Genomic DNA, 23,134 nt, shown 5'->3' on the forward strand with positions numbered 1-23,134 from the left:
GCAACCGAGCGGCTAGGCCCTTGTGCACGACACGGGTTTATGCCAAGACGCGCATAGTCGCGTTCGCGCATGGACGGCTGTGCCCGCCCCTCGTACCGTCGTGGTGAGCAGGCCCCAACCAGGGCCCCGACACAGGGGGTTTGGCAATGGCGCGCGAAGAACTGACCCGGCTCACCGGTAACGGCAACGGCGGCCCGTGCGGAGAAGAGGACTGCCCGAATGTCCACCGCACCGCCTCCGGCTCCATCGTCGTCCAGGGCGACCTCTCCCGAACGTTCACACCACCGGCCGGGGAAGGTCTCGTCGAGATCCCGGAAGAGGTACTGCGGGAGGCCGTGCGTGCTCTTGGATGGTGATGAGTGGCGAGCGATGTTCCGTGACTTCCACACGGAAGCCTGGCGACTCGAAACACTTCCGCAATACCTGATGCCACAGGAAGAGACAGAGATCCAGGCATTCAGGGACGGTAAGCGAATCTACCCACAGGCCTACAGGTCCAGCTACACCGACCGCATTAAGGGGCAGCGCGCGGAAGGCAGGACGAACGGACGCGTTCGCATCCTCACCCGCCCGCTCTCCGAGTATCTGCGGTTTGAGTTCTCTCGATACTACGAGCCTCACGTCTTGGCCGGAGAGGATATTCGTATCCTTGATGTGACCGACCGAGAGAACCCATTGGCCGACGTTCAGGATTTCTGGCTCTTCGATCGCTCCACGGTGGTGCTCATGAACTACGCGCCGAACGACAGGCAGATCAGTCGCGAACTGTACGAGGGTGATCCCGCGCCGTTCATCGAGTACCAGCAGATCGCGGTAGCCGAGTCGGCGCCCTTCTCGGAGTATGTGAGCGGGTGACGTTCGAGCCTGAACAGCTCGGCCGGTCAACAGAAGAGTTGGCGGCCACGCTGAAAGGGTTGCGCAAAGCGGCCGGTCTCTCCGGGGACCGGCTTGCCAAGCGAATGAACATCTCTCAGTCCAAGGTGAGCCGGATCGAGAAAGCCAGGGTGCGGCCGTCCATCGTGGACGTGGAGCAGTACCTGAGGGGCGTCGACGCTCCGCCGGAAGCAATCGACCGGGCCCTGTCCCTGGCTCGGCTCGCGAACACCGAGTGGCGGAACCTGCGAAATCTGCGACGCACAGGGCTGGGGACTCGGCAAGCGGAGCTGAAGGCGCTGGAAGCCTCCTCCGCGCACATGCGGTACTTCCTGCTATCAATGATCACTGGTCTGCTCGCCACTCCGGAATACGTCCGGGCCAGCTTGGCCCATTCACCAGCCGATACCAGCAAGGCCGTCGCGGGGAAATTGGAGCGCCAACAGATTCTCTACGACACGTCGAAACGGTTTACGTTCATCCTGACCGAGCAAGCCGTACGGTTCCCACTCGTCGGCCCTCACGCCATGGCCGTACAGATTGACCGGCTGACCTCACTCACCCACCTGCCGAACGTGCGGCTGGGAGTCATCCCTGTCGGTACACGCACGCCAGGACTCCCGTTGAATACGTTCACCATCTATGACGACAGGATGGTCACGGCCGAGCTGACCACTGGGTCCATAGTGTTCAGGGACGCACGGGACATCAGGACCTATCTCGACGAGTTCGCCGGATACGAAGAGCGGACCCTCTTCGATGAAGCAGCCAGGGGGAAGTTGCGGGAGTGGTCGGCGGCTTGCCGCGATGATCTTTAGTCCACAACGTGAATGAAGCTGGGATGCCGTTATGGCCGGGCGGATCATTGCCGTGTCAGAGACAACGGCAAGGAGACCACATGAAAACGCAGCAACCGCAGGGATACGGACTGACGGAACCACCGACCGAACCCTCTGCCGCACCCGGCTGTTCCCATTGCCTGTCCGTCGTGGTCGCGCGAGAGAATGCGCGCTCGCGGGGTGACTACAGCGGAGTCTCCGACCGCAATGTGGAGTTGCGTCAGCATCGAGAGGCGGCGCACTGATGGAGATGCAGGAATGGCGCGGTGGCTGGGATCGGGCTCAGGAAGCCACGCAGGCGTTGAAGGTGGCTCTTGAGGGGTTGGGGGTGCCTGAGGGGCAGGCTGTTCGGCTGCGGCCCAGCGTGAGTGGCCGGGGTACGCCCTGGGTGGACGTGGGGATGGTCCCGGCGCACGTGGCCGTGCGGATCGCGGAGGCCGTGGCGGCTGGGGCGCCCTGAGGGGGCCGGGCGCGGGGACGCTTCCGTGAGGATCGCGGGGACGCCGGGGGAGCGGCTCGCGCCGCCTCCTGCTTCCCGTCCCGCCCCCGGATGAGTACCCCCCGCTCACCTCTTCGGCCAGTGCCACAGCGGCTCGTCCAGCATTCCCTGGCCCTCCACCACCGTGCGGCCGAACTCCTTCACCAGTTCTATGACGTTCGCCCGGCGCGACAGGGCCTGGGCCAGGGGGCGGGCGTGGGTGACGACCACCAGCTGGGTGTGGGCCGTCGCCGTACGGATCAGGTCGGCCAACGGGTCCAGGAGGTCCGGGTGCAGGCTCGTCTCCGGCTCGTTGAGGACCATCAGGGCCGGCGGGCGCGGGGTCAGCAGGGCGGCCACCCAGAGCAGGTAGCGCAAGGTGCCGTCGGAGAGTTCCGCCGCCGTCAGGGGGCGCAGCAACCCGTGCTGGCGGAGCCGGAGTTCCAGGCGGCCGCCCACCAGGTCGATCTCCACCCGGCTGCCGGGGAAGCCCGCGTCCACCGCCGCGTCCAGCGCCTCCCGGTCCCCGATCTCCCGGATCGTCTGGAGCGCGGCGGCGAGGTCCGCGCCGTCCCCGCTCAGGACCGGGGTGCGCGTGCCGATGTGCGTCCCCCGCGCGGGCGCGTGCGCGTCGGTGCGGACGTGGTCGTAGAAGCGCCAGGCGCGGATCTGCTCGCGCACCGCCAGCACGTCCGGCGCCCGCTGCGGGTCGGCCAGCTCGCCCAGCATCGAGTCGTACGGCCGGATCTCGCCCGACGAGCGGTGCCACGTGCCGTCCGCCGCGCGCACCTTCACCGCCGGCCCCGCCCGCTCGGAGAGCACCGACGCCGGGCGCAGCACCGGGCCGCTCCAGATCGCCTCGCGCTTGATCTCCGGGTCGAGCGTGAACAGGGAGTCCGGGTCGCCCGCCGCGCCTCCGGGGTGCCCGAAGTCGACCGCGTAACCGAACTCGTCCCCCGCGAAGCCGAGCCGCAGGCTCACCGGTTCGGTGCGGACCGTTCCCTGGAGCGGGCGCAGGCCCTCGCGGACCGCGCGGCTCGTCTTCTCCGGGCCCGCCCACAGCGTCGACGGCAGCCCGCCCTCGCGCGCGAGGGCGGCGACCGCGCCGCCGCGCGCGGAGTCCGCGAGCAGCCGCAGGGCCCGGTACAGGGACGACTTCCCGGTGCCGTTGGCGCCCGTCACCACGTTGAGGCGGTCGAGGGGCACGACGAGGTGCCGCAGGGACCGGTAGTTCTCGACGGCGAGTGTGGTGATCATGCCTTCGAGCGTAGGGAAGGGGTCTGACAATCGCCGTCTGACGATCGCCCGTCTGCCAGTCGCCGGGCGATCGACCGGCGATCGACCGGCGGCGGAAATTGTTCACCGGGTGTGTCAGTGCGGGATCGTAGGGTGGGCGGGTGGGCACCAGCAGCCAGGTCCTGGGGACCGACGGGACCGACACCGCCAGCGACGTAGCCGCCTCGCCACTGCGCGGGAGGTGGCTGCGGCCCGAGTCGCGCGTGCCCGCGGTCGTGACGCTGACGGTCCTTCCGCTGTACGTGGTGTGGGCGCTCGTCCTCGCGACCGGCGGCGGCGATCTCGCGGCCCAGCTCGCCTGGGCGGGCTTCGCGTCCCGGCACCCGGGGTCCGCGTACAACCTGTCCTGGTACGGCGGCGCGCACACCGCCAACTACAGCCTGCTGACGCCGTGGCTGATGGCGGCGTTCGGGGTGCGCACGGTGTCGGTCGTGGCGGGTGTTTCCAGTACGTGGCTGATGGCCCTCCTCTTCGTACGGGCGGAGGGCGCGCGGGGCGGGCGGCTCGGGGGCGACGGGCCGTGGCGGGGGGTGTGGCCCGCGCTGCTCGCGGCGGCGGCGCTGTGGTGCAACGTCGTGTCAGGGCGGACCACGTTCGCGGTGGGGATCGCGTTCGCGCTGGCGGCGTGTCTGGTGGCGCAGGGGCCCGTGGGGGCGACGGCCGCCCCGATCGAGAGCGCCGCTCTTGGTTCGGTGCGGCGATCCATAACCAGGCTGTCGCTCGCATCCGTGAGCACTGCTCTCGCCACCATGGCCAGCCCCGTCGCCGGGCTCTTCCTGCTCGTCGTCGGCGCCGCGTACGGGCTCGATCGGCAGTGGCGCAAGGCCGCCGTTCTGAGCGTGCCGCCGTGCGTGATCGTCACGGCCACCACCCTCCTCTTCCCGTTCGAGGGCGAACAGCCCATGGCGGTGGGCAAGTTGTGGATGCCGCTCGGCGTCTGCGCCGCGCTGCTGGTCGCCGCGCCCCCGTCCCGTACGTGGCGGGTCGTTCGCGCCGGGGCCGCCGTGTACGCGGTGGGGGTCGTCCTCACGTACGTCGTCGCCTCCCCGATCGGGTCGAACGTGGAGCGGCTCGTCGGGCTTGCCGGGCCGCCCGTGCTGCTCGCCGCGCTCCTCGCGCCCGGGCTGGACCGTACGCGGCGGGTCGTGCTGGCCGTGGTCCTCCTCATCTCCGTCAACTGGCTGCGGGACAAGACGCTCGACGACACCGGGGTGTCCACGGTCACGCCCGCGTGGGCGTCGCACACCGACGGGCTCGTCGACGAGTTGCGCCGGCTCGGGGCCGACCGGACGCGGGTGGAGGTGGTGCCCGCGCGCAACCACCGGGAGGCGGCGGTGCTCGGCGCGTACGTCAACAACGCGCGGGGCTGGAACCGGCAGTTGGACGTCGAGCGGGGGCGTCTGTTCTACGACGGGTCGTTCTCGGCGGGGGCGTACCGGGCGTGGCTCGACCGGTGGGCCGTCGGGCTCGTCGCCGTCCACGACGGGCTGCCGGACGGGCCCGCCACGGCCGAGGCCGCGCTCGTGCGGAGCGGGGTGCCGTGGCTGGAGCGGGTGTGGGGGGATGCGCACTGGACTGTCTACCGGGTGCGGGGGGCTGTGCCGTTGGTGTCTGCGCCGGGTGTGGTGGTGCGGGGGGATGATGCGGCGCTGGTCGTTCGGATGTCGCGGGCGGGGTCTGCGACTGTGCGGGTCGCTTACTCGCCGTGGTTGCGGGCGGAGGGGGCGTGTGTGGCGCGGGACGGGGAGTGGACGCGGCTCACTGTGCGGCGGCCTGGGGTGTACCGGTTGGACTCGCCTTACCGGTGGCCCCGTGGGGGCGGGTGTTGAGCGAGTCGGGCTGGGGGTGCGGTGACTTCGCCTGCGGGCCGGTGGGGGCTGGTCGCGCCGTTCCCCGCGCCCCCAAACCCTCTGTCATCTGCAGACCGTGCGTGGCTAGTCGCGCAGTTCCCCGCGCCCCTAAACCCCCGGTCGTCTGCGGACCGTGCGTGGCTGGTCTCGCGCCGTTCCCCGCGCCCCTCTAAACCCCCTGGCCCCTGCGGACCGTGCGTGGTTCTCGCGCCGTTCCCCGCGCCCCTTAAGCCGACCGGCTGGTCGCGTCCGCGTGGCGGAGCCACACAACGGCACAGCCCCGCGGTCCTAAAGCGCCGCCTCCCGGTACCGCCTCGCCGTCTCCCCCGCGTCGTAGTCCGGGCCCACCCCGTCGACCAGGACCAGGTCGCCCGGGATGTGGGCCGTGCGGAGGGGGAGGAGGGCCTGGTAGGCCGGTGACTCGTACCAGGCGCGGGCCTCCGGCATTCCCGGGAAGCCGACCATGACCAGTGCGCCCGGCCACTCCCCCTCGCGCACCTCCACCGTCGTCCCGTGCACCAGGAAACGACCGCCGAACGGGGTGAAGGTCTCCTGGATGCGCTCCATGTAGACGAAAACGTCCTCGGGGACGGGGCCGTCGGTGGGGCGCAGGTGGGCTATGGCGTAAGCGGTCATGACAGCCTCCGGGTCAGCGATGCCGTTGGGATGCCTTGATCCTGCCGGGGGCGGGGAGGGGGGTCGATTACCCGGCAGGTAAGCGCCCCCCAACCCAAACCCCTCAGATCGTCGCCGTGTCGATCACGAACCGGTACCGCACATCACTCGCCAGCACCCGCTCGTACGCCTCGTTCACCTCGTCCGCGCGGATCAGCTCGATCTCCGCGCCCAGGCCGTGCTCCGCGCAGAAGTCCAGCATCTCCTGGGTCTCCGCGATGCCGCCGATCATCGAACCGGCCAGGATCTTGTTGCCGCCGATCAGACCGAACATGTTGAGCGCGTTGGGCTCCTCGGGGGCGCCCACGTTCACCAGCGCGCCACCCGGCTTCAGGAGCGAGAGGTACGCGCCGAGGTCCAGCGGGGCCGAGACCGTCGAGACGATCAGGTCGAGGGAGCCCGCGAGCTGCTCGAACGTCTTCGGGTCGCTCGTGGCGTGGAAGTGGTCGGCGCCCAGCTTCAGGCCGTCCTCCTGCTTGCGCAGCGTCTGGCTGAGCACGGTCACCTCGGCGCCGAGCGCGTGCGCGATCTTGACGCCCATGTGGCCGAGGCCGCCCAGGCCCAGGATCGCGACCTTCTTGCCGGGGCCCGCCTGCCAGCGCTTGAGCGGCGAGTAGAGGGTGATGCCCGCGCACAGGAGCGGCGCGGCGGCGTCCAGCGACAGGGCGTCGGGGATGCGGACCGCGAAGCGCTCGGAGACGACGACGTGGGTGGAGTAGCCGCCGTAGGTGGGCTCGCCGTCCCGGCCGACGGCGTTGTACGTGCCGACGGCCCGGGCGCAGAACTGCTCCTGCCCGGCCGCGCACTGCGCGCACTCGCCGCAGGAGTCGACGAAGCAGCCGACGCCGACCCGGTCGCCGACGGCGTACTTGGTGACGCCGGGGCCCACCTCGGTGACCACACCGGCGATCTCGTGGCCCGGGACCATCGGGAAGATGGCCTCGCCCCAGCCCTCGCGGGCCTGGTGGATGTCGGAGTGGCAGATGCCGGCGTACTTGATCTCGATCAGGATGTCGTGCGTGCCGACGGCGCGGCGCTCGATGGTGGTGCGCTCCAGCGGGGCCTTGGCGGCGGGGGCTGCGTAGGCGGCGACGGTGGTCATTGCCTTGACTCCTCGGGATTCTCGGGTACGCCGTCCACGGTGCCGCAGCCGCAGCCCGCCACCCAGCCCCCTGTTCTGCGTACGTCCGCCGTGCGTACGCCTCGCGTGCGTACTACTGGCAGGGTCAGGCTGACGGTCGTACGACAGCGGATACTGGGGTGTCATGGACCAGCGTGCCGAACTCAGCGAATTCCTCCACTCCCGCCGGGCCCGGCTCAAGCCCGGGGACGTGGGCCTGCCCGACTTCGGGCGGCACCGCCGGGTGCCGGGGCTGCGCCGGGAGGAGCTGGCCCAGCTGGCCGGGGTGTCGGTCGCGTACTACACGCGTCTGGAGCAGGGGAACGGGCAGAACGTGTCGGCCGAGGTGCTCGACGCGATCGCCCGGGCGCTGCGGCTGACCGACGCCGAGCAGCAGCACCTCACCCACCTGGCCAAGCCGACGGCTGCCAAGAAGAAGAAGGCCGGGGCCGGGCGGCAGGCGGCGGTGCGGCCGCAGCTGCACCATCTGATCGACTCGATGGAGGCGGTCCCGGCGTACATCCTGGGCCGCCGGCTCGACCTGCTGGCCTGGAACCGGATGGCCGCCGCCCTCATCGGCGACTTCGTCGACCTCCCGCCGGAGGAGCGGAACTTCGCCCGCCACATATTCCTCGACCCGACCGCCCGCGAGCGGTACGTGGAGTGGCAGGACAAGGCGGTCGAGGTGGTGGGCGTGCTGCGGCTGTGCGCGGGCTGCTATCCGGACGACCCGCTGCTGACGGCCCTGGTGGGTGAACTCTCGGTCAAGAGCGACGAGTTCCGTACGCTGTGGGCCGCCCACACCGTCCGCCAGAAGGGCCACGGCACCAAGCGGCTGCACCACCCGGTGGTGGGCGAGCTGACGCTGTCGTACGAGACGCTGAAGCTGCCCGAGGAGCACGACCTGTCGCTGGTGACGTACTACGCGGAGCCGGGCTCGCCCTCGGCGGACTCGCTGCGGCTGCTCGCGAGCTGGGCGGCCGCCCCGGACCCCTCCGGTCCCGGCGGCCGCCCGGCCCCCGTCACACCGCCGACGCGCTCCCGGCCGTCCTCGTGATCACGCCGCCGACGCGTTCTCGGTGATCGTCACCTTCCCCTTGCGGATGACGGCGATGCGCGGGGCGCGGCGGGCCAGGGCGGTGTCGTGGGTGACCATGACGAAGGTCAGCCCGTGCTCCTTCCACAGGCCCTCCAGCACCTCCATGATCTCGTCGCGCATGCCCTCGTCGAGGTTGCCGGTGGGCTCGCCGGCGAGCAGGACCTTGGGGCGTTTGACGACCGCGCGTGCGATGGCCACCCTCCCCCAGTGCTCGCGCCGGTCGGCGGCCTTCAGGCCGAGCGGGACGAGGGCGGTCTCGACGTTCTCCTGGGCGGTGAGCGTCGGGATCAGGTTGAAGCTCTGGAAGACGAAGCCGATGGACTCGGCCCGCACCTTGGTGAGCCGCACCTCGGGCAGGCTCGCCAGGTCGACTCCGTCGAGCACGACACTGCCCTCGGTGGGCCGGTCGAGCCCACCGAGCATCTGGAGCAGGGTGGACTTGCCGCCGCCGGTGGGGCCCTGGATGACCAGGCGGCCGCCGTCCTCGATGGTCAGATCGACTCCGGCGAGCGGCTTCTCCGACGACCTGGCGGGTGACCCGGCCGCTCTTCCAGCCGAGCGCCTTGAGCGTGCCGAACTCCCGCACCCGGCGGCTGACCGCCAACCCCGAGGCGACGACCTGCGCCGCCTTTCCGCGGCGGCGCAGCTCGCGCCGAGGTAGGTGAGGAACATGGCGCGAAGGTAGGGGGGCGCGGTGATGGTGGGTTACGGCGACGATGAGAGGCGAATGAGAACGCCGAAGGGGGCGCCCCCGGTACGGGACGCCCCCTCGTGGTGCCGCGCCTTTAGGGGCGCGGGGAACTGCGCGACCAGCCACGGACAACCCGCAGCCGGCCGACGGCACAAACCTCAGACCGCAGAACCGGCCTTCCAAGCCGCCCAGCTCATGTTCCAGTCACTGAACCCATTGTCAGGCGCGATGGTCTTGTCACCGGTGTTCTTGACGACGACAACGTCACCGACGATCGAGTGCTCGTAGAACCACGCGCCCGCGGTACCCGAGTCACCCGCCCCCTTCGTGTCGGACAGCCCCACACACCCGTGGCTGGTGTTCGCGCTACCGAAGATGGACTTCGCACCCCAGTAGTTGCCGTGGATGAACGTGCCGGACGCGGAGAGCCGCATCGCGTGCGGAACGTCCTTGATGTCGTACTCGCCCTTGCCGTCACCGTCGGTGAAACCGACCGTCGCACCGTTCATCCGGGTCTCCTTGAACTTCTCGGAGATCACCATCGTGCCGTTGTACGTCTTGTGGTCGGGCGCGCCCGCGGAGATCGGGATCGTCTTGACGGTCTTGCCGTCCTGCGTGACGGTCATCTGGTGGGTCTGGGCGTCGACCGTGGAGACCTGGTTGCGGCCGATCTTGAAGGTGACCGTCTTCTCCTGGACACCGGTGACGCCGGGCTTGGCCTCGACGCCGTCCAGGTCGAGCTTCATGGTGACGGTCGAGCCGGACTTCCAGTAGTCCTGCGGGCGGAAGTCCAGGCGCTGCGCGCCGAACCAGTGGCCCACGACCTCCTGGCCGCTGCTGGAGGTCACCGAGATGTGGGACTGGACGTCCTTCTTGTTGATGACCGCCTTGTCGAAGGTCACCGACACCGGCATGCCCACGCCGACCGTGGAGCCGGACTCCGGCGTGAAGTTGCCGATGAAGCTGTTGGCGGGCGAGACCGTCGCGAACGAGGTGTTCTCGTGGGCCTCGCGGCCCTTCGCGTCCTGCGCGGTCGCCGCGATCTTGTACTTGGCGGAGCGCTTGAGCTGCTTGTCCGGCACCCAGCTCAGCCCGTCCGCGGAGATCTTGCCCGCGACCGGCGTGCCCTCGGCGGACGTCATGACGACCGAGGTCAGCTTGCCGTCGGCGACGGACACCTTGGTGTCGTTGTTGATGCCGACGTTGTCGGCGCCGTTCTTGGGCGTGATGGTGATCTTCGCGTCGGAGGTGTCCTTCTCGGCCGCCTTGTCGACCTGGGACTGCGACGTCTTCGAGGCGTCGGCGCCGCCCTTGTCCTTGCCGTCGTCGTTGCATGCCGACAGCAGCAGTACGCCGCCGAGCACCGCGGACGCGGCCACGAGACCCTTGCGACGCTTACTCTCCGTTATCACACGCTTCTCCATCGTTGCCGGTCCCCCAAGCCATCGACCAAGCCGTCGACTGAACAACATAGCCACTGAGGCTGTGGTTCCTTTTGCGGAGGAGATGTGGGAAACACCACCCGGGCCGGACAAACCGGCCCCGTGGCTCCTCGGACGTCACGGCCTCGGGCCGTCGTCTCCGTCCTCCTCGTCGCCCTCATCTTCCTCGTCGAGGTCCCAGTCCTCGTCGTCGGGGTCGTACTCGATCTCCTCGCTGCTCCAGGAGGCCTGCGCGAGCTCGACCCCCGGCACCTCGGCGACCAGGTCGAAGGGGTCGACCAGATACGCCAGGGCCTCCGCCTCGTCTTCCCGGACCGCGGACTGCGCATGCGCGCGCTCCCGGTCCGGAAGGAGCTCGTCCGCCGCGATGCGCTCCAGGGCCGCGCCGGTCAGCGCCTCCGGGTCCTCGATCTCCAGTACCAAATCCACCCGGAGGCGGACATAGCGCGGTGTCTCTTCTGTCGTCATGCGACGGAGCGTAGGGCTCGGGACCTCCGCGACTTTCCTGCGACCCGCTGCTTTCACTAGCATCGGTCCACACCACCAATTCGCCGTATCCACAAGGGGGATCGACTAGGTGTCCGTCGCTCGCCGGCCTCTGCTCACCGCCACCGCGGCGGGCTCGCTGCTCTGCGCTCTGTGGTTCGTCCCGTCAGCCAACGCCACGGACGGGAAGCCACCGTCGGCCCCGGCCCACTCGACGGCCGCCGCCGCGGGCACGGAGGCGGATCTCGCGCTCGCCGACACGGGCACCGTGGACACGTCCCCGTACCTCTTCGGCGGCACGCTGTTCCTGGGCCTGGGCGCCGGGTTCGTCGCCTTCTCGGTGCGGCGGGCGCGGCAGCAGTACTGACGTAACCGACGTACGCAGTACGTATACGAATCGGGGCGCCCGGGAAGTTCCCGGGCGCCCCTTCGCGTACCGCGTACGGGTCAGGCCAGCGGGCCGGTCACCGGCTCCACCGCGGCGACCAGCTGCCCGCTGCGCACGAACGCGTCGGCGGCGGCCAGGTCGGGGGCGAGGAAGCGGTCCGGGCCGGGGCCGCCGACACCGGCCTCGCGGGCGGCCTTGATGGCGGCCCGGGAGGCGGGCGCGGGGGTGAGGCCGTGGCGCAGCTCGATGCCCCGGGTCGCCGCGTACAGCTCGACGGCGATGATCCGGGTCAGGTTGTCGATCGCGGTCCGCAGCTTGCGGGCGGCCGACCAGCCCATGGAGACGTGGTCCTCCTGCATGGCGGAGGACGGGATCGAGTCGGCGGACGCCGGGACGGCCAGCCGCTTCATCTCGCTCACCAGGGCGGCCTGGGTGTACTGGGCGATCATCAGGCCGGAGTCGACGCCGGCGTCGTCCGCGAGGAACGGCGGCAGGCCGTGCGAGCGGTTCTTGTCGAGGAGGCGGTCGGTGCGGCGCTCGGCGATGGAGCCGAGGTCTGCGGCGGCGATCGCCAGGAAGTCCAGGACGTAGGCGACCGGGGCGCCGTGGAAGTTGCCGTTGGACTCCACGCGTCCGTCCGGCAGGACGACCGGGTTGTCGACGGCCGAGGCGAGCTCGCGCTCGGCGACGGTGAGGGCGTACGCGATGGTGTCCCGGCCGGCGCCCGCGACCTGCGGGGCGCAGCGCACCGAGTACGCGTCCTGGACGCGCGGGGCCTCGTCCTGCTGGAAGTGCCCGGTCAGGCCCGAACCCTTCAGCACGGCCAGCATGTTGGCGGCGGAGGCGCCCTGGCCGGGGTGCGGGCGGATGGCGTGCAGCTCGGGCGCGAGCACCTTGGCGGTGCCGAGCAGCGCCTCCAGGGAGAGCGCGGCCGTGATGTCGGCGGAGGTGTAGAGCTTCTTGAGGTCCGCGAGGGCCATGACCAGCATGCCGAGCATGCCGTCGGTGCCGTTGAGGAGGGCCAGGCCCTCCTTCTCGCGCAGTTCGACGGGCTCGATGCCGGCCTCGGCGAGCAGCTCACCGGCGGGCCGTACGACGCCGTCGGGGCCCTCGGCGTCGCCCTCGCCCATCAGGGTCATCGCACAGTGCGAGAGCGGGGCGAGGTCGCCGGAGCAGCCGAGCGAGCCGTACTCGTGGACGACCGGGGTGATGCCGGCGTTCAGGATGTCCGCCATCGTCTGGGCCACGGAGGGGCGTACGCCGGTGTGGCCGGAGGCGACGGTCTTCAGCCGCAGGAACATCAGCGCGCGCACGACCTCGCGCTCCACGCGCGGGCCCATGCCGGCGGCGTGCGAGCGCACGATGTTGCGCTGGAGCTGGGCGCGCAGGTCCGGGCTGATGTGCCGGGTGGCGAGGGCGCCGAAGCCGGTGGAGACGCCGTACACGGGCTCCGGCTTGGCGGCGAGGGCGTCGACGATCTCGCGGGCTCTGGCGAGGGCGTCTCGGGCTTCGGCCGAGAGTTCGACGCGGGCGCCCTGGCGGGCGACGGCGACGACGTCCTCCGGGGTCGTCCCGGACGTCCCCACCACGACAGTGTGCATATCCATATTCAGCAGCGTACGGATTGAATCGGCATGTGTCACTAGCCGGAGTCCCCCCACCCCGCCCCTTCCCGGCTGTGACATTTGCGGCTCCGCCGCGTGGCCTCCGGCGGGCGGCCGGGCTCGTCGTCTGCGGACCGTGGCGGGCTGGTCGCGCAGTTCCCCGCGCCCCTGAGATGCGCCCCTTCGGGGCGCCCCAGGGGATTGCCGCGCAGCGGCACCTTTAGGGGCGCGGGGAACTGCGCGAGCAACACAGCACGGTCCGCAGACGAACGGGGCCGGGGCGCAGCCCCGCAACGGGGAAGTCACCCCCGGCCCCGGAACCGGCGTCGTTCCGCCCGTTCCGGCTGCGGCGTATCCGCGAGTTGGACGACCGCCCCGTCCCGCCCCGCCACCACCGGCGTCGCCGAGCGCGCGGCCTTCGCCCGGTACTGCGCCGCGTCCGCGAGACGGAACAGGCGGCGGGCCGAGCGGACCGGGCCGATGGGGTCGCCCGTGGAGGCCACTCCGCAGGCGACCCCCTCCCCCAGCTCCAACTCGCCCGCCCGCAGGCACAGTTCGGACGCCACCCGAACGACGTCGTCCGGCGGCGGCCCCACCGACAGCAGGCAGAACTCGTCACCCCCCAGCCGCGCCGCCAGCGCGCCGGGCAGCTTCGCCCCGCACAGCGACAGCACCGACCCGAACCGCTCAAGCAGCCGGTCCCCCACCGCGTGGCCCCGCGTGTCATTGACCCGCTTGAGCCCGTTCAGGTCGCACACGACCAGGCTCACCACCGACCCGTCCCGGCGATGGCTCTCGACCGCCTCGTCGAGCCGTACGTCCACCGCCCTGCGGTTGGCCAGCCCCGTCAGCGGGTCGGTGAAGGCGAGGCGCCGGACCTCCTCCAGGCGTTCCGTCTGGGCGATCCCGGCCGCCGCCACCGACGCCAGCACGGTCGCGAAGTCCGCGTCGGCCGCGTCGAAGACGGGCGCGCCCACCGGCCGGGCCACATACAACTCGCCCCACGCCCGCCCGTGCAGCACGATCGGCGCGACCACGCAGCAGCCGCGCCCGCGCCGCCGCAGCGCGGTCACCCGCTCGTGGCAGTAGCCCGCCGCGTCCCCGGGCCCCGCGGCCGTCTCCACCCAGGCGTTGGGCTCGCCCCCACCCGCCCACCGCTCGTGCAGGAACTCCGTGATCTCGGGGAACCGGTGCACCGGATACGTCTCGTCCTCCGGGAACTCCTCCTCCCCCTCGGCCCGTTCGCCCGCGTTCACCAGGACCCGCAGCCGCCCCAGCTCCCGCTCCCACGTGGAGAGCGCGGCGAAGTTCCCGGCGAGCGCGTCCCGCGCGCCGAGCGCCGCCGCGCGCCAGGACTCGCGCGGGGTGTGCGCCGCCGCCATGGCCTGCGCCAGCGACACCACGGCCCGCAGCCGTACGTCCTCGGTCCCGCCGACACCCTCGCCCTCACCGCGCATCCCTCCAGCTTAGGGAGGTTTGCCCCGTTTTGATCAGTTGGCCGGGCACGGGCCGGCTACAAGATCAGCTCACTCGCCCGGCCACTGCGGCTTCCGCTTCTCGTTGAACGCCGCGACGCCCTCCGCCCGGTCCCCGGAGAACGCCACCGACCGCCACGCCGCGTCCTCGACCTCCAGGCCCGCCCGCAGGTCGAGCCCGTGCCCCAGCCGCATCGCCCGCTTGGCCGCGCGCAGCCCGACCGGCGAGTTCGCGGCGATCCGCCCGGCCAGCGCCAGCGCCTCGTCGCGGTCCTCGCCCTCACCCACAAGCACGTCGACCAGGCCGAGGTCGCGCGCCTCCGACGCCTCCACCCGCCGTGCGGTGAAGACCAGTTCGGCCGCCCGGGCCGCGCCCACGCGCCGGGGGAGCAGCTGCGTACCGCCGCCGCCGGGGATGACGCCGACCGAGACCTCCGGCAGGCCGACGACGGCCGTCGCGTCCGCCACGATCAGGTCGCAGGCGAGCGCCAGCTCGAACCCGCCGCCGAGCGCGAAGCCGTGCACGGCGGCGACGGTCGGCATGGGCAGATCGAGGACGCCGGTGTAGCAGGCGCGCGCGGTGGGGCGCTGGCGCACCAGCTCGGCGTCGGTGAAGGAGTTGCGCTCCTTGAGGTCGGCGCCCACGCAGAAGGCCCGCTCGTGCGTGGAGGTCACCACGACCGCCCGAGCGGAGGGGTCGGCGGCGAGCGCGTCGCAGGCGGCGGCGATCGAGCGGGCCATCTCGGTGGACACGGCGTTCATCGCCTTGGGCCGATCGAGCACCAGCTCGGCGACGCACCCGTGCCGCTTCACGCCGACGAACTCCCCGTACCGCTGCTCATCCGTGCCCATGAGACCCTCCCGACGACGTTAACGAACGTTACGTCGGGAGATCCTAAGTGGGCGCGTCAGCGCCCCGAAAGGGGCGCGGGGCTGTGACACATGCGGCTCCGCCGCGTGGGCGCGACCAGCCCCCACCGGCCCGCGGACGAATCACCGCACCGGCTCAGGCTCCACGCCGGTGCAGCATCCACGGCTCGACCACGCCAAGGCCGCGCACGGGCCGCTGCCACATCGGTTGCAGCGCGAAGCGGTACTTGGGGGCCTCCTCGCCCTCCTTCTCCGCCTTCGCCGCCTCCTCGGCGGCCTGCGTCTCCGACACCGGCGCGTCGCCCGTACGCGCCAGCTCCTCCGCGAACGCGCCGTCCACCAGGACCGAGTCCTTGGGCGCTATCGAGGTGAGCCGGCTGGCCAGGTTCACGGTCGTACCGAAGACATCGCCCATCCGGGTGGTGACCGTGCCGAAGGCGATGCCCACGCGCAGCGCGGGCATCGTCTCGTCGTGGCCCATCGTCTCGATCAGCCGGAGCGATATCTCGGCGGCCGTACCGGCGTCGTCGGCGGCGAACAGGACCTCGTCGCCGAGGGTCTTGATGAGGCGGCCGCCGTGCGCGGCGACCAGGTCGGCCGCGGTCGTCTCGAAGGCCTCGACGAGCTCGCCGAGCTCCTCCTCCTCCAGGCGCCGGGTGAGCCGCGTGAACCCGACGAGGTCGGCGAAGCCGACGGCGAGGCGCCGGTCGACCATCTCCTCGTCGTCGGCGGCCTGCACCACGCGCCCGGTCGCGGCGGCCAGCTGCCGCCGCCACACGTACACCAGGAACTCCTCCAGCTCCGGCAGGAGCAGCTCCACCAGCGGGTACGTGACCTCCGTACGGGTCATGCCGGGCTCGGGCGGCTCGGTCAGGCCCTCCAGGAAGGAATCGATCTGCCATTCGGCCAGCCGGGCGGTGGTCTGCCCGGTGGAGCGGGCCACCTGCACCGCCATGGGCTCGCTGAGCAGCCCCGCCTCGACCAGACCGGCCAGGCGCCGCAGCGCCAGCACGTCGGCCTCGGTGAGCGCCTTGGCCTGCCCGATGTCCGCGAACCCCATGGCCCGCCAGAACCGCGAGGCCAGCTCCATGGAGACGCCGGCGGTCCGGGCCGCCTGGAACGGCGTGTACCGGCGGTCCGCGCCCAGGATCAGCTGCTCCAGGCGGATGGCGAGCGGATCGGCGGTGGGCTCGGCGGTGTGGTCCACGACGTGGTGCGGGGTCGGGTACGCGGAGGGCGCCGGCTCCGAGGGGGGGCCGGCACCCTCACCGGACTGCGTGTCGTCGACGGTCACCAGCCGCCTCCTGCCCGTTCCCTGCGCACTTCCCTGCCGATCTGTCGCTGGATCGGGCTCCACGATACGGCAGGTGTGCCGTAGCTCACGTCCTCGCACCCATTGCCTTGTCACTCGAAGTCACTCGGAGGCGGTGCGGAGGCCAAACCACCGGCTCAGCCGGCCGCCGGGCGCAGGTGGACGATGTCGCCCGCCGCCACGGGCTCGCGTCCGCCCCCCTCCGTGGCGAGCACCAGACGCCCGTCCGCGTCCACCGCGACCGCCTCGCCGATTACGGCGCGGTCGCCGGGGAGCTCGGCGCGCACGGTCCGGCCGAGCGTGGCGCAGCCCGCCGCGTACGTCTCCTGGAGCCGGGACGCCGCCGGGTCGCCGCCCGCCTCGCGCCAGTCCACGTACCACTGCTCCAGGGAGCGCAGCACGGCCCGCAGCAGGGTCTCGCGGTCGGTCGAGACCGCGTCGGCGAGCGCCAGCGACCCGGCGGCGGGCACCGGCAGTTCGTCGGCGCGCAGGGTGACGTTGAGGCCGATGCCGACCACCACCGCGTCCTCGCCCGCCCGCTCGGCCAGGATCCCGCCCGCCTTGCGCTCCTCGCCGCCGACCGTGACCAGCAGGTCGTTGGGCCACTTCAGCGACGTGTCGACGCCCGCCGCGCGGGACAGGCCGGTGGCGACGGCCACCCCGGTGAGCAGCGGCAGCCAGCCCCAGCGGTCCACCGGGACGCCCGCGCCGGGCCGCAGCAGCACGGAGAAGAAGAGGCCCGAGCGGGCCGGCGCCGACCAGCTGCGGTCGAGGCGGCCGCGCCCGGCGGTCTGCTCCTCGGCCACCAGGACCGCGCCCTCGGGGAGCTCCTTGGCCCGGGCGGTGAGGTCGGAGTTGGTCGAACCGGTCTCCTGGACCACGTCCAGGGAGGTCCACAGGGCGCCCGGCCGCACCAGGGCGTGGCGCAGGGCTGAGGCGTTGAGAGGGGGCCGGTCGAGGTCGGACCAGCGGCTTTCGGATGCGTCCTGGGGCGTCATACGAGCCAGGTTAGGCGCGCGGGCGCAAGCGCACCCCGGTGTGGCAAACGACGCACTGCCGAACGGTATCCGCGCCACTACCCTACGAGTCAGTAGCCAGCCGAAACCCGTGACCAGGCAGGGAGCCGCATCCCGATGTCCGAGCCGGAGCACCAAGACGTGACTGACATCCACACGACCGCGGGCAAGCTCGCGGATCTGCAGCGCCGCATCGGGGAGGCGACGCACGCCGGCTCCGAGCGGGCTGTGGAAAAGCAGCACGCCAAGGGCAAGTTGACCGCCCGTGAGCGGATCGACCTGCTCCTCGACGAGGGGTCGTTCGTCGAGCTCGACGAGTTCGCCCGGCACCGCTCGACCAACTTCGGGATCGAGAAGAACCGCCCGTACGGAGACGGTGTCGTCACCGGTTACGGCACGGTCGACGGGCGCCCGGTGTGCGTCTACTCCCAGGACTTCACCATCTTCGGCGGCTCGCTCGGCGAGGTCTACGGCGAGAAGATCGTCAAGGTCATGGACTTCGCGCTGAAGACCGGCTGCCCGGTCATCGGCATCAACGACGGCGGCGGCGCCCGCATCCAGGAGGGCGTGGTCGCGCTCGGCCTGTTCGCCGAGATCTTCCGCCGCAACGTGCACGCCTCGGGCGTGGTCCCGCAGATCTCCCTGATCGTCGGGCCCTGCGCGGGCGGCGCGGTCTACTCCCCCGCCATCACCGACTTCACGGTGATGGTCGACCAGACCTCGCACATGTTCATCACCGGCCCGGACGTCATCAAGACGGTCACCGGCGAGGACGTCGGCTTCGAGGAGCTGGGCGGCGCGCGCACCCACAACACCACCTCGGGCGTGGCGCACCACATGGCGGGCGACGAGAAGGACGCCATCGAGTACGTCAAGTCCCTGCTGTCGTACCTGCCTTCGAACAACCTCAGCGAGGCGCCGGCCTTCCCCGAGGAGGCCGACCTGGAGGTCTCGGACTCCGACCGGGAGCTGGACACGCTCATCCCGGACTCCGCGAACCAGCCGTACGACATGCACACGGCCATCGAGCACGTCCTGGACGACGGCGAGTTCCTGGAGACCCAGGCGCTGTTCGCGCCGAACATCATCACCGGCTTCGGCCGCGTCGAGGGCTTCCCGGTCGGCATCGTCGCCAACCAGCCGATGCAGTTCGCCGGGTGCCTGGACATCAACGCCTCCGAGAAGGCCGCGCGCTTCGTGCGCACCTGCGACGCCTTCAACGTGCCGGTGATCACCTTCGTGGACGTGCCGGGCTTCCTGCCGGGCGTGGACCAGGAGTACGGCGGCATCATCCGGCGCGGCGCCAAGCTGATCTACGCGTACGCCGAGGCGACCGTCCCGCTGATCACGGTCATCACCCGCAAGGCGTTCGGCGGCGCGTACGACGTCATGGGCTCCAAGCACCTGGGCGCCGACCTCAACGTGGCCTGGCCGACCGCGCAGATCGCGGTGATGGGCGCGCAGGGCGCGGTGAACATCCTGCACCGCCGCACGATCGCGGCCGCGGAGGACGCCGAGGCGACCCGCGCGGAGCTGATCGCCGACTACGAGGACACGCTCCTCAACCCGTACATCGCGGCCGAGCGCGGCTATGTGGACGCCGTGATCATGCCGTCCGAGACCCGTGCGCACATCGTGCGGGGCCTGCGTCAGCTGCGCACGAAGCGGGAATCCCTCCCGCCGAAGAAGCACGGCAACATCCCCCTGTAAGGAGCCGCTGTGATCAAGGTCGTACGAGGCAATCCGACCCCCGAGGAGCTGGCCGCCGCACTGGCGGTGGTCCGGGCGCGCGCCGCGGCGACGGCGTCCGCGTCGTCCGGTGCGCCGCTGCCCCCCGAGGAGTGGTCCACCCCGGCCCGCATCGCCCGCCACCCGGTACCGCGACCGGGTCCGCGGTCATGGGCGCGGTCGTACTGGCCCTCGTAGGCACTGCGCCGACGGGGCCGCAAGTGGCACAGCCCCGCGCCCCTGGGGGTCCCTGGGGGGTGCTTGAGTACCCGTACTCAGGCGCCCCCGCCCTCGCGGCCGCAGTATCGAAGGCATGCTGTGGTCCGACCCGAAGAACGAGCCGCCGAAGGAACTGCGCGACGCCCAGGCGATGATGCGGCGCGCGGGCCTGGTGCTGGCGCTGCTCATGGTGCTGGGGATGTTCGTGGTCAGCCTGCACTGACGTATGCCCCCGGCCGGGCGGTGTCCCGCGCTGTCTACGATGACCCGTATGACTGCCCCCGCTCGCCGCCTCGTCCTCGCCTCCGCCTCGCCCGCCCGGCTCGGTCTGCTGCGCCAGGCCGGCCTCGCCCCCGAGGTCGTCGTCAGCGGGGTCGACGAGGACGCCCTCACCGCCCCCACGCCCGGCGAGCTCGCCCTGGTCCTGGCCGAGGCCAAGGCCGACGCGGTCGCCGCCCGCCCCGAGGCCGCCGGGGCCCTGCTCATCGGCTGCGACTCGGTCCTGGAGCTCGACGGCGAGGCGCTGGGCAAGCCCGCCGACGCCGAGGAGGCCACGGCCCGCTGGAAGTCCATGCGCGGCCGCGCCGGGGTGCTGCGGACGGGCCACTGCGTCATCGACACGGCGAACGGCCGCCGCGCCTCGGCGACGGCGTCCACCACGGTCCGCTTCGGCGAGCCGAGCGACGCGGAGATCGCCGCGTACGTGGCGAGCGGCGAACCCCTCCACGTGGCGGGCGCGTTCACCCTGGACGGCCGCTCGGCCCCGTTCGTGAACGGCATCGACGGCGACCCGGGCAACGTGATCGGCCTGTCCTTGCCACTGCTGCGCGAACTGCTGGCGGAGCTGGGAATCGGGATCACGGATCTGTGGGTGGCCCCGTAGGGGCCTTTAAGGGGCGCGGGGCTGTGTCATTGTGCGGCTCCGCCGCGTGGGCGCGACCAGCCACGCACGGTCCGCAGACGAAATCGCTCAGGCGGCAACAGGTTCAGGCGGGCTGCCATCACCCGACGGGGCGGCATCCGCCGGCTCCGCCGGCAGGCGCGGGGCGTACATCAGCAGCACAAGCACGATCAGCGCCAGCACAACCATCATGAACGCGAACGCGATCCACCCCACCAGCCCCACCGTCAACGCCCCCAGCACCCCGTGCATCACCGCACAGGTGATGAGCACGATCCGCCCGAACCGCCCGGGCGCCCGGTCGCGTACACCCGTGAGCAGCAGGACAACCCCGCACACCGCCAGGTAGAACCCGAAGACCCCGCCCATCGCGTACGTCGTGTTCGACATCGTGTCGGAGTCGATCCCGCCGAGGGACATGTTCTGCCGATGGACGGCGTGCCCGAAGAACCAGTTGATCAGGACGATGCCGACGGCTTCGGCCAGAAGAACGATCGCGGCCACCACAGCCACCGGTCTGCGCGCCACGGCGCACCACCCCCTGCTTACAGCCAGCCCCTGTTACCGGTAGTACGTCTGACATCGCAAACGCTACTAACCGGTAAACCCTTGGGCAAGGGTCCCGACGACACGGTGAGCACGATCGTCCGCTCGCACCTCCACTCGCGCTTCCGCTCGCAAAGAATCATTCGGCCATTCGTAGGGACTCCACAAAGAATGTGAGGGACCCGCTGGCCTCAGGGACAGAGACCTTGACCACACCAGAAGGCTAATGTGCCGAGCAGGGACCCGGCGTACCGTGGTGCGACAAGGGATTTCGCGACATGAGCGAGCCGCGGATCACACTCCGTGTGGGCAAGCTCACCACGGGGGACGGGTCGTGGGCCGGTGTACGGCTTCCCTAAACTCAGCTTGTTTTTCAAGGAGGGAGCCATCGTGCGCAAGGTGCTCATCGCCAACCGTGGCGAAATCGCTGTCCGTGTCGCCCGTGCTTGCCGGGATGCCGGGATCGGGAGCGTAGCGGTCTACGCCGATCCGGACCGGGATGCTCTGCATGTCCGGGCGGCCGACGAGGCGTTCGCTCTGGGCGGTGACACCCCGGCCACCAGTTACCTGGACATGGGCAAGGTCCTGCAGGCGGCCGCCGACTCGGGCGCGGACGCGATCCACCCGGGTTACGGCTTCCTGTCCGAGAACGCCGAGTTCGCGCAGGCGGTTCTGGATGCCGGTCTGGTCTGGATCGGCCCGCCGCCGCAGGCGATCCGCGACCTGGGCGACAAGGTCGCCGCCCGCCACATCGCCCAGCGTGCCGGCGCCCCCCTGGTCGCGGGCACCCCGGACCCGGTCTCCGGTGCCGGCGAGGTCGTCGCCTTCGCCGAGCAGCACGGTCTGCCGATCGCCATCAAGGCGGCCTTCGGCGGCGGCGGCCGCGGCCTCAAGGTCGCCCGCACCCTGGAGGAAGTCCCCGAGCTCTACGACTCCGCCGTGCGTGAGGCGGTGGCCGCGTTCGGGCGCGGTGAGTGCTTCGTGGAGCGCTACCTGGACCAGCCGCGCCACGTCGAGACGCAGTGCCTGGCCGACAGTCATGGCAACGTGGTGGTCGTCTCCACCCGCGACTGCTCGCTGCAGCGCCGCCACCAGAAGCTGGTCGAGGAGGCCCCCGCCCCGTTCCTGAGCGAGGCGCAGAACGCGGAGCTGTACGCCGCCTCCAAGGCCATCCTCAAGGAAGCCGGCTACGTCGGCGCCGGCACGGTGGAGTTCCTGGTCGGCACCGACGGCACCATCTCCTTCCTGGAGGTCAACACCCGCCTCCAGGTCGAACACCCCGTCACCGAAGAAGTCACCGGCATCGACCTGGTGCGCGAGATGTTCCGCATCGCGGACGGCGAGGAACTGGGCTACGGCGACCCCGAGATCCGCGGGCATTCCTTCGAGTTCCGCATCAACGGCGAAGACCCCGGCCGGGGCTTCCTGCCCGCCCCCGGCACCGTCACCACCTTCGCCCCGCCCACCGGCCCGGGCGTGCGCCTGGACGCCGGGGTTGAGTCCGGCTCGGTCATCGGCCCCGCCTGGGACTCCCTCCTCGCCAAGCTGATCGTCACCGGCGCCACCCGCGAACAGGCCCTGCAGCGCGCCGCCCGCGCGCTGGCCGAGTTCAAGGTCGAAGGCATGGCCACCGCCATCCCCTTCCACCAGGCCGTCGTGGTCGACCCGGCCTTCACCGCCGACCCGTTCCGCGTCCACACCCGCTGGATCGAGACCGCATTCGTCAACGAGATCAAGCCCTTCACCGCCCCGGCCGACGCCGAGACGGACGAGGAGCCGGGTCGCGAGACGGTGGTGGTCGAGGTCGGCGGCAAGCGCCTGGAAGTCTCCCTGCCCTCCTCGCTCGGCATGTCGCTGGCCCGTACCGGCCTGGCGGCCGGGGCCAAGCCCAAGCGCCGCGCCGCCAAGAAGGCGGGCTCGGCGGCCTCCGGCGACTCGCTGGCGTCCCCGATGCAGGGCACGATCGTCAAGGTCGCCGTCGAAGAGGGCCAGGAAGTCCAGGAAGGCGACCTCGTCGTCGTCCTCGAAGCCATGAAGATGGAACAGCCCCTCAACGCCCACCGCTCCGGCACCATCAAGGGCCTGTCCGCGGAAGTCGGCGCGTCCGTCACCTCCGGCGCACTGATCTGCGAGATCAAGGACTGAACTCCCTTAGCGGCATGAGCAGTTGAGGCCCCCGCCGGATCACTCCGACGGGGGCCTCGCCGCTGCGTACGGCGGTACGCT

At 71.3% G+C, this 23,134-nt stretch carries 23 protein-coding genes; 11 read left to right on the forward strand and 12 right to left on the reverse strand.

Annotation, left to right across the window (positions count from 1 at the left end):
* The first annotated feature begins 146 nt into the window (after window positions 1–146).
* From QIY60_RS08615 to QIY60_RS08625, 3 genes are read left to right on the forward strand one after another with little or no spacing between them, the layout of a single operon-like run.
* Window positions 147–356, forward strand: coding sequence for a hypothetical protein (locus tag QIY60_RS08615; RefSeq protein WP_283141877.1), 210 nt, complete (start codon window positions 147–149; stop codon window positions 354–356).
* Window positions 340–855, forward strand: a complete 516-nt coding sequence (locus tag QIY60_RS08620; protein ID WP_283141878.1) for a DUF6879 family protein — start codon at window positions 340–342, stop codon at window positions 853–855. Before QIY60_RS08615 ends, QIY60_RS08620 begins: the two co-directional genes overlap by 17 nt.
* The gene (locus tag QIY60_RS08625) at window positions 852–1,691 is read left to right on the forward strand and encodes a helix-turn-helix transcriptional regulator (RefSeq protein ID WP_283141879.1); all 840 of its coding nucleotides are present in this window, start codon (window positions 852–854) and stop codon (window positions 1,689–1,691) included. The genes QIY60_RS08620 and QIY60_RS08625 overlap by 4 nt, the downstream gene beginning before the upstream one ends.
* Window positions 1,692–2,277: 586 nt before the next feature.
* Here the strand turns inward: QIY60_RS08625 and QIY60_RS08630 are convergent.
* Window positions 2,278–3,447 (reverse strand): AAA family ATPase, encoded by a 1,170-nt coding sequence (locus tag QIY60_RS08630; protein ID WP_283141880.1) that lies wholly within the window; start codon window positions 3,445–3,447, stop codon window positions 2,278–2,280.
* Window positions 3,448–3,689: 242 nt separating this feature from the next.
* Between QIY60_RS08630 and QIY60_RS08635 the strand changes: the two genes are divergently transcribed.
* Complete coding sequence (locus tag QIY60_RS08635) at window positions 3,690–5,315, forward strand: hypothetical protein (protein WP_283145863.1); 1,626 nt, start codon at window positions 3,690–3,692, stop codon at window positions 5,313–5,315.
* A gap of 309 nt (window positions 5,316–5,624) precedes the next feature.
* Here the strand turns inward: QIY60_RS08635 and QIY60_RS08640 are convergent, their stop codons facing one another.
* Both QIY60_RS08640 and QIY60_RS08645 read right to left on the reverse strand, forming a co-directional pair.
* A complete protein-coding gene (locus QIY60_RS08640) occupies window positions 5,625–5,972 on the reverse strand; it encodes a DUF1330 domain-containing protein (RefSeq protein ID WP_283141881.1) in 348 nt (115 codons plus the stop codon).
* A gap of 103 nt (window positions 5,973–6,075) precedes the next feature.
* The gene (locus QIY60_RS08645; RefSeq protein WP_283141882.1) at window positions 6,076–7,113 is read right to left on the reverse strand and encodes an NAD(P)-dependent alcohol dehydrogenase; all 1,038 of its coding nucleotides are present in this window, start codon (window positions 7,111–7,113) and stop codon (window positions 6,076–6,078) included.
* 163 nt (window positions 7,114–7,276) lie between these two features.
* On the opposite strand from QIY60_RS08645, the gene QIY60_RS08650 reads away from it, so the two are divergent.
* Complete coding sequence (locus tag QIY60_RS08650) at window positions 7,277–8,188, forward strand: helix-turn-helix transcriptional regulator (protein WP_283141883.1); 912 nt, start codon at window positions 7,277–7,279, stop codon at window positions 8,186–8,188.
* Here QIY60_RS08650 and QIY60_RS08655 read toward each other — a convergent pair whose 3' ends face one another.
* The 3 genes from QIY60_RS08655 to QIY60_RS08665 form a co-directional block, all read right to left on the reverse strand.
* The gene (locus QIY60_RS08655) at window positions 8,189–8,902 is read right to left on the reverse strand and encodes an ATP-binding cassette domain-containing protein (protein ID WP_283141884.1); all 714 of its coding nucleotides are present in this window, start codon (window positions 8,900–8,902) and stop codon (window positions 8,189–8,191) included.
* Window positions 8,903–9,079: 177 nt separating this feature from the next.
* Window positions 9,080–10,345: an Ig-like domain-containing protein gene (locus QIY60_RS08660; RefSeq protein ID WP_283141885.1), complete on the reverse strand. Its 1,266-nt coding sequence runs from the start codon at window positions 10,343–10,345 to the stop codon at window positions 9,080–9,082.
* 135 nt (window positions 10,346–10,480) lie between these two features.
* Entirely contained in the window at window positions 10,481–10,831 is a 351-nt protein-coding gene (locus QIY60_RS08665; protein ID WP_283141886.1) for a hypothetical protein, read from the reverse strand.
* 109 nt (window positions 10,832–10,940) lie between these two features.
* Between QIY60_RS08665 and QIY60_RS08670 the strand changes: the two genes are divergently transcribed.
* Window positions 10,941–11,216, forward strand: coding sequence for a hypothetical protein (locus tag QIY60_RS08670; RefSeq protein WP_283141887.1), 276 nt, complete (start codon window positions 10,941–10,943; stop codon window positions 11,214–11,216).
* Window positions 11,217–11,296: 80 nt separating this feature from the next.
* On the opposite strand, the gene hutH is transcribed toward QIY60_RS08670, so the two are convergent.
* The 5 genes from hutH to QIY60_RS08695 form a co-directional block, all read right to left on the reverse strand.
* Complete coding sequence (hutH, locus tag QIY60_RS08675) at window positions 11,297–12,838, reverse strand: histidine ammonia-lyase (protein WP_283145864.1); 1,542 nt, start codon at window positions 12,836–12,838, stop codon at window positions 11,297–11,299.
* Window positions 12,839–13,143: 305 nt separating this feature from the next.
* A complete protein-coding gene (locus tag QIY60_RS08680; RefSeq protein ID WP_283141888.1) occupies window positions 13,144–14,298 on the reverse strand; it encodes a diguanylate cyclase in 1,155 nt (384 codons plus the stop codon).
* Window positions 14,299–14,367: 69 nt separating this feature from the next.
* On the reverse strand, window positions 14,368–15,168 hold the full coding sequence (locus QIY60_RS08685; RefSeq protein ID WP_283141889.1) for an enoyl-CoA hydratase-related protein: 801 nt from the start codon (window positions 15,166–15,168) through the stop codon (window positions 14,368–14,370).
* Window positions 15,169–15,322: 154 nt separating this feature from the next.
* Entirely contained in the window at window positions 15,323–16,480 is a 1,158-nt protein-coding gene (locus QIY60_RS08690; protein WP_283141890.1) for an adenylate/guanylate cyclase domain-containing protein, read from the reverse strand.
* A 155-nt stretch (window positions 16,481–16,635) separates the two neighbouring features.
* Window positions 16,636–17,496, reverse strand: a complete 861-nt coding sequence (locus tag QIY60_RS08695) for a biotin--[acetyl-CoA-carboxylase] ligase (RefSeq protein ID WP_283141891.1) — start codon at window positions 17,494–17,496, stop codon at window positions 16,636–16,638.
* Between the two features lie 135 nt (window positions 17,497–17,631).
* Here QIY60_RS08695 and QIY60_RS08700 point away from each other — a divergent pair, with 135 nt between their 5' ends.
* From QIY60_RS08700 to QIY60_RS08715, 4 genes are all read left to right on the forward strand, one after another.
* Window positions 17,632–19,224 carry an acyl-CoA carboxylase subunit beta gene (locus tag QIY60_RS08700; protein ID WP_283141892.1) on the forward strand — a complete coding sequence of 531 codons (1,593 nt, stop codon included), beginning with the start codon at window positions 17,632–17,634 and terminating at the stop codon, window positions 19,222–19,224.
* A gap of 9 nt (window positions 19,225–19,233) precedes the next feature.
* Window positions 19,234–19,440 (forward strand): acyl-CoA carboxylase epsilon subunit, encoded by a 207-nt coding sequence (locus QIY60_RS08705; protein ID WP_283141893.1) that lies wholly within the window; start codon window positions 19,234–19,236, stop codon window positions 19,438–19,440.
* Window positions 19,441–19,555: 115 nt separating this feature from the next.
* Complete coding sequence (locus QIY60_RS08710) at window positions 19,556–19,684, forward strand: hypothetical protein (protein ID WP_257583798.1); 129 nt, start codon at window positions 19,556–19,558, stop codon at window positions 19,682–19,684.
* Window positions 19,685–19,723: 39 nt separating this feature from the next.
* Window positions 19,724–20,344 carry a nucleoside triphosphate pyrophosphatase gene (locus tag QIY60_RS08715; protein WP_283141894.1) on the forward strand — a complete coding sequence of 207 codons (621 nt, stop codon included), beginning with the start codon at window positions 19,724–19,726 and terminating at the stop codon, window positions 20,342–20,344.
* An 87-nt stretch (window positions 20,345–20,431) separates the two neighbouring features.
* On the opposite strand, the gene QIY60_RS08720 is transcribed toward QIY60_RS08715, so the two are convergent.
* Window positions 20,432–20,869, reverse strand: a complete 438-nt coding sequence (locus QIY60_RS08720) for a hypothetical protein (protein WP_283141895.1) — start codon at window positions 20,867–20,869, stop codon at window positions 20,432–20,434.
* 429 nt (window positions 20,870–21,298) lie between these two features.
* Between QIY60_RS08720 and QIY60_RS08725 the strand changes: the two genes are divergently transcribed.
* Window positions 21,299–23,053, forward strand: coding sequence for a biotin carboxylase N-terminal domain-containing protein (locus QIY60_RS08725; RefSeq protein WP_283141896.1), 1,755 nt, complete (start codon window positions 21,299–21,301; stop codon window positions 23,051–23,053).
* The last annotated feature ends 81 nt before the right edge of the window (window positions 23,054–23,134 follow it).

It is taken from the genome of Streptomyces sp. BPTC-684 (assembly GCF_030028635.1).
GTDB classification, from domain to species: Bacteria; Actinomycetota; Actinomycetes; order Streptomycetales; family Streptomycetaceae; genus Streptomyces; species Streptomyces noboritoensis.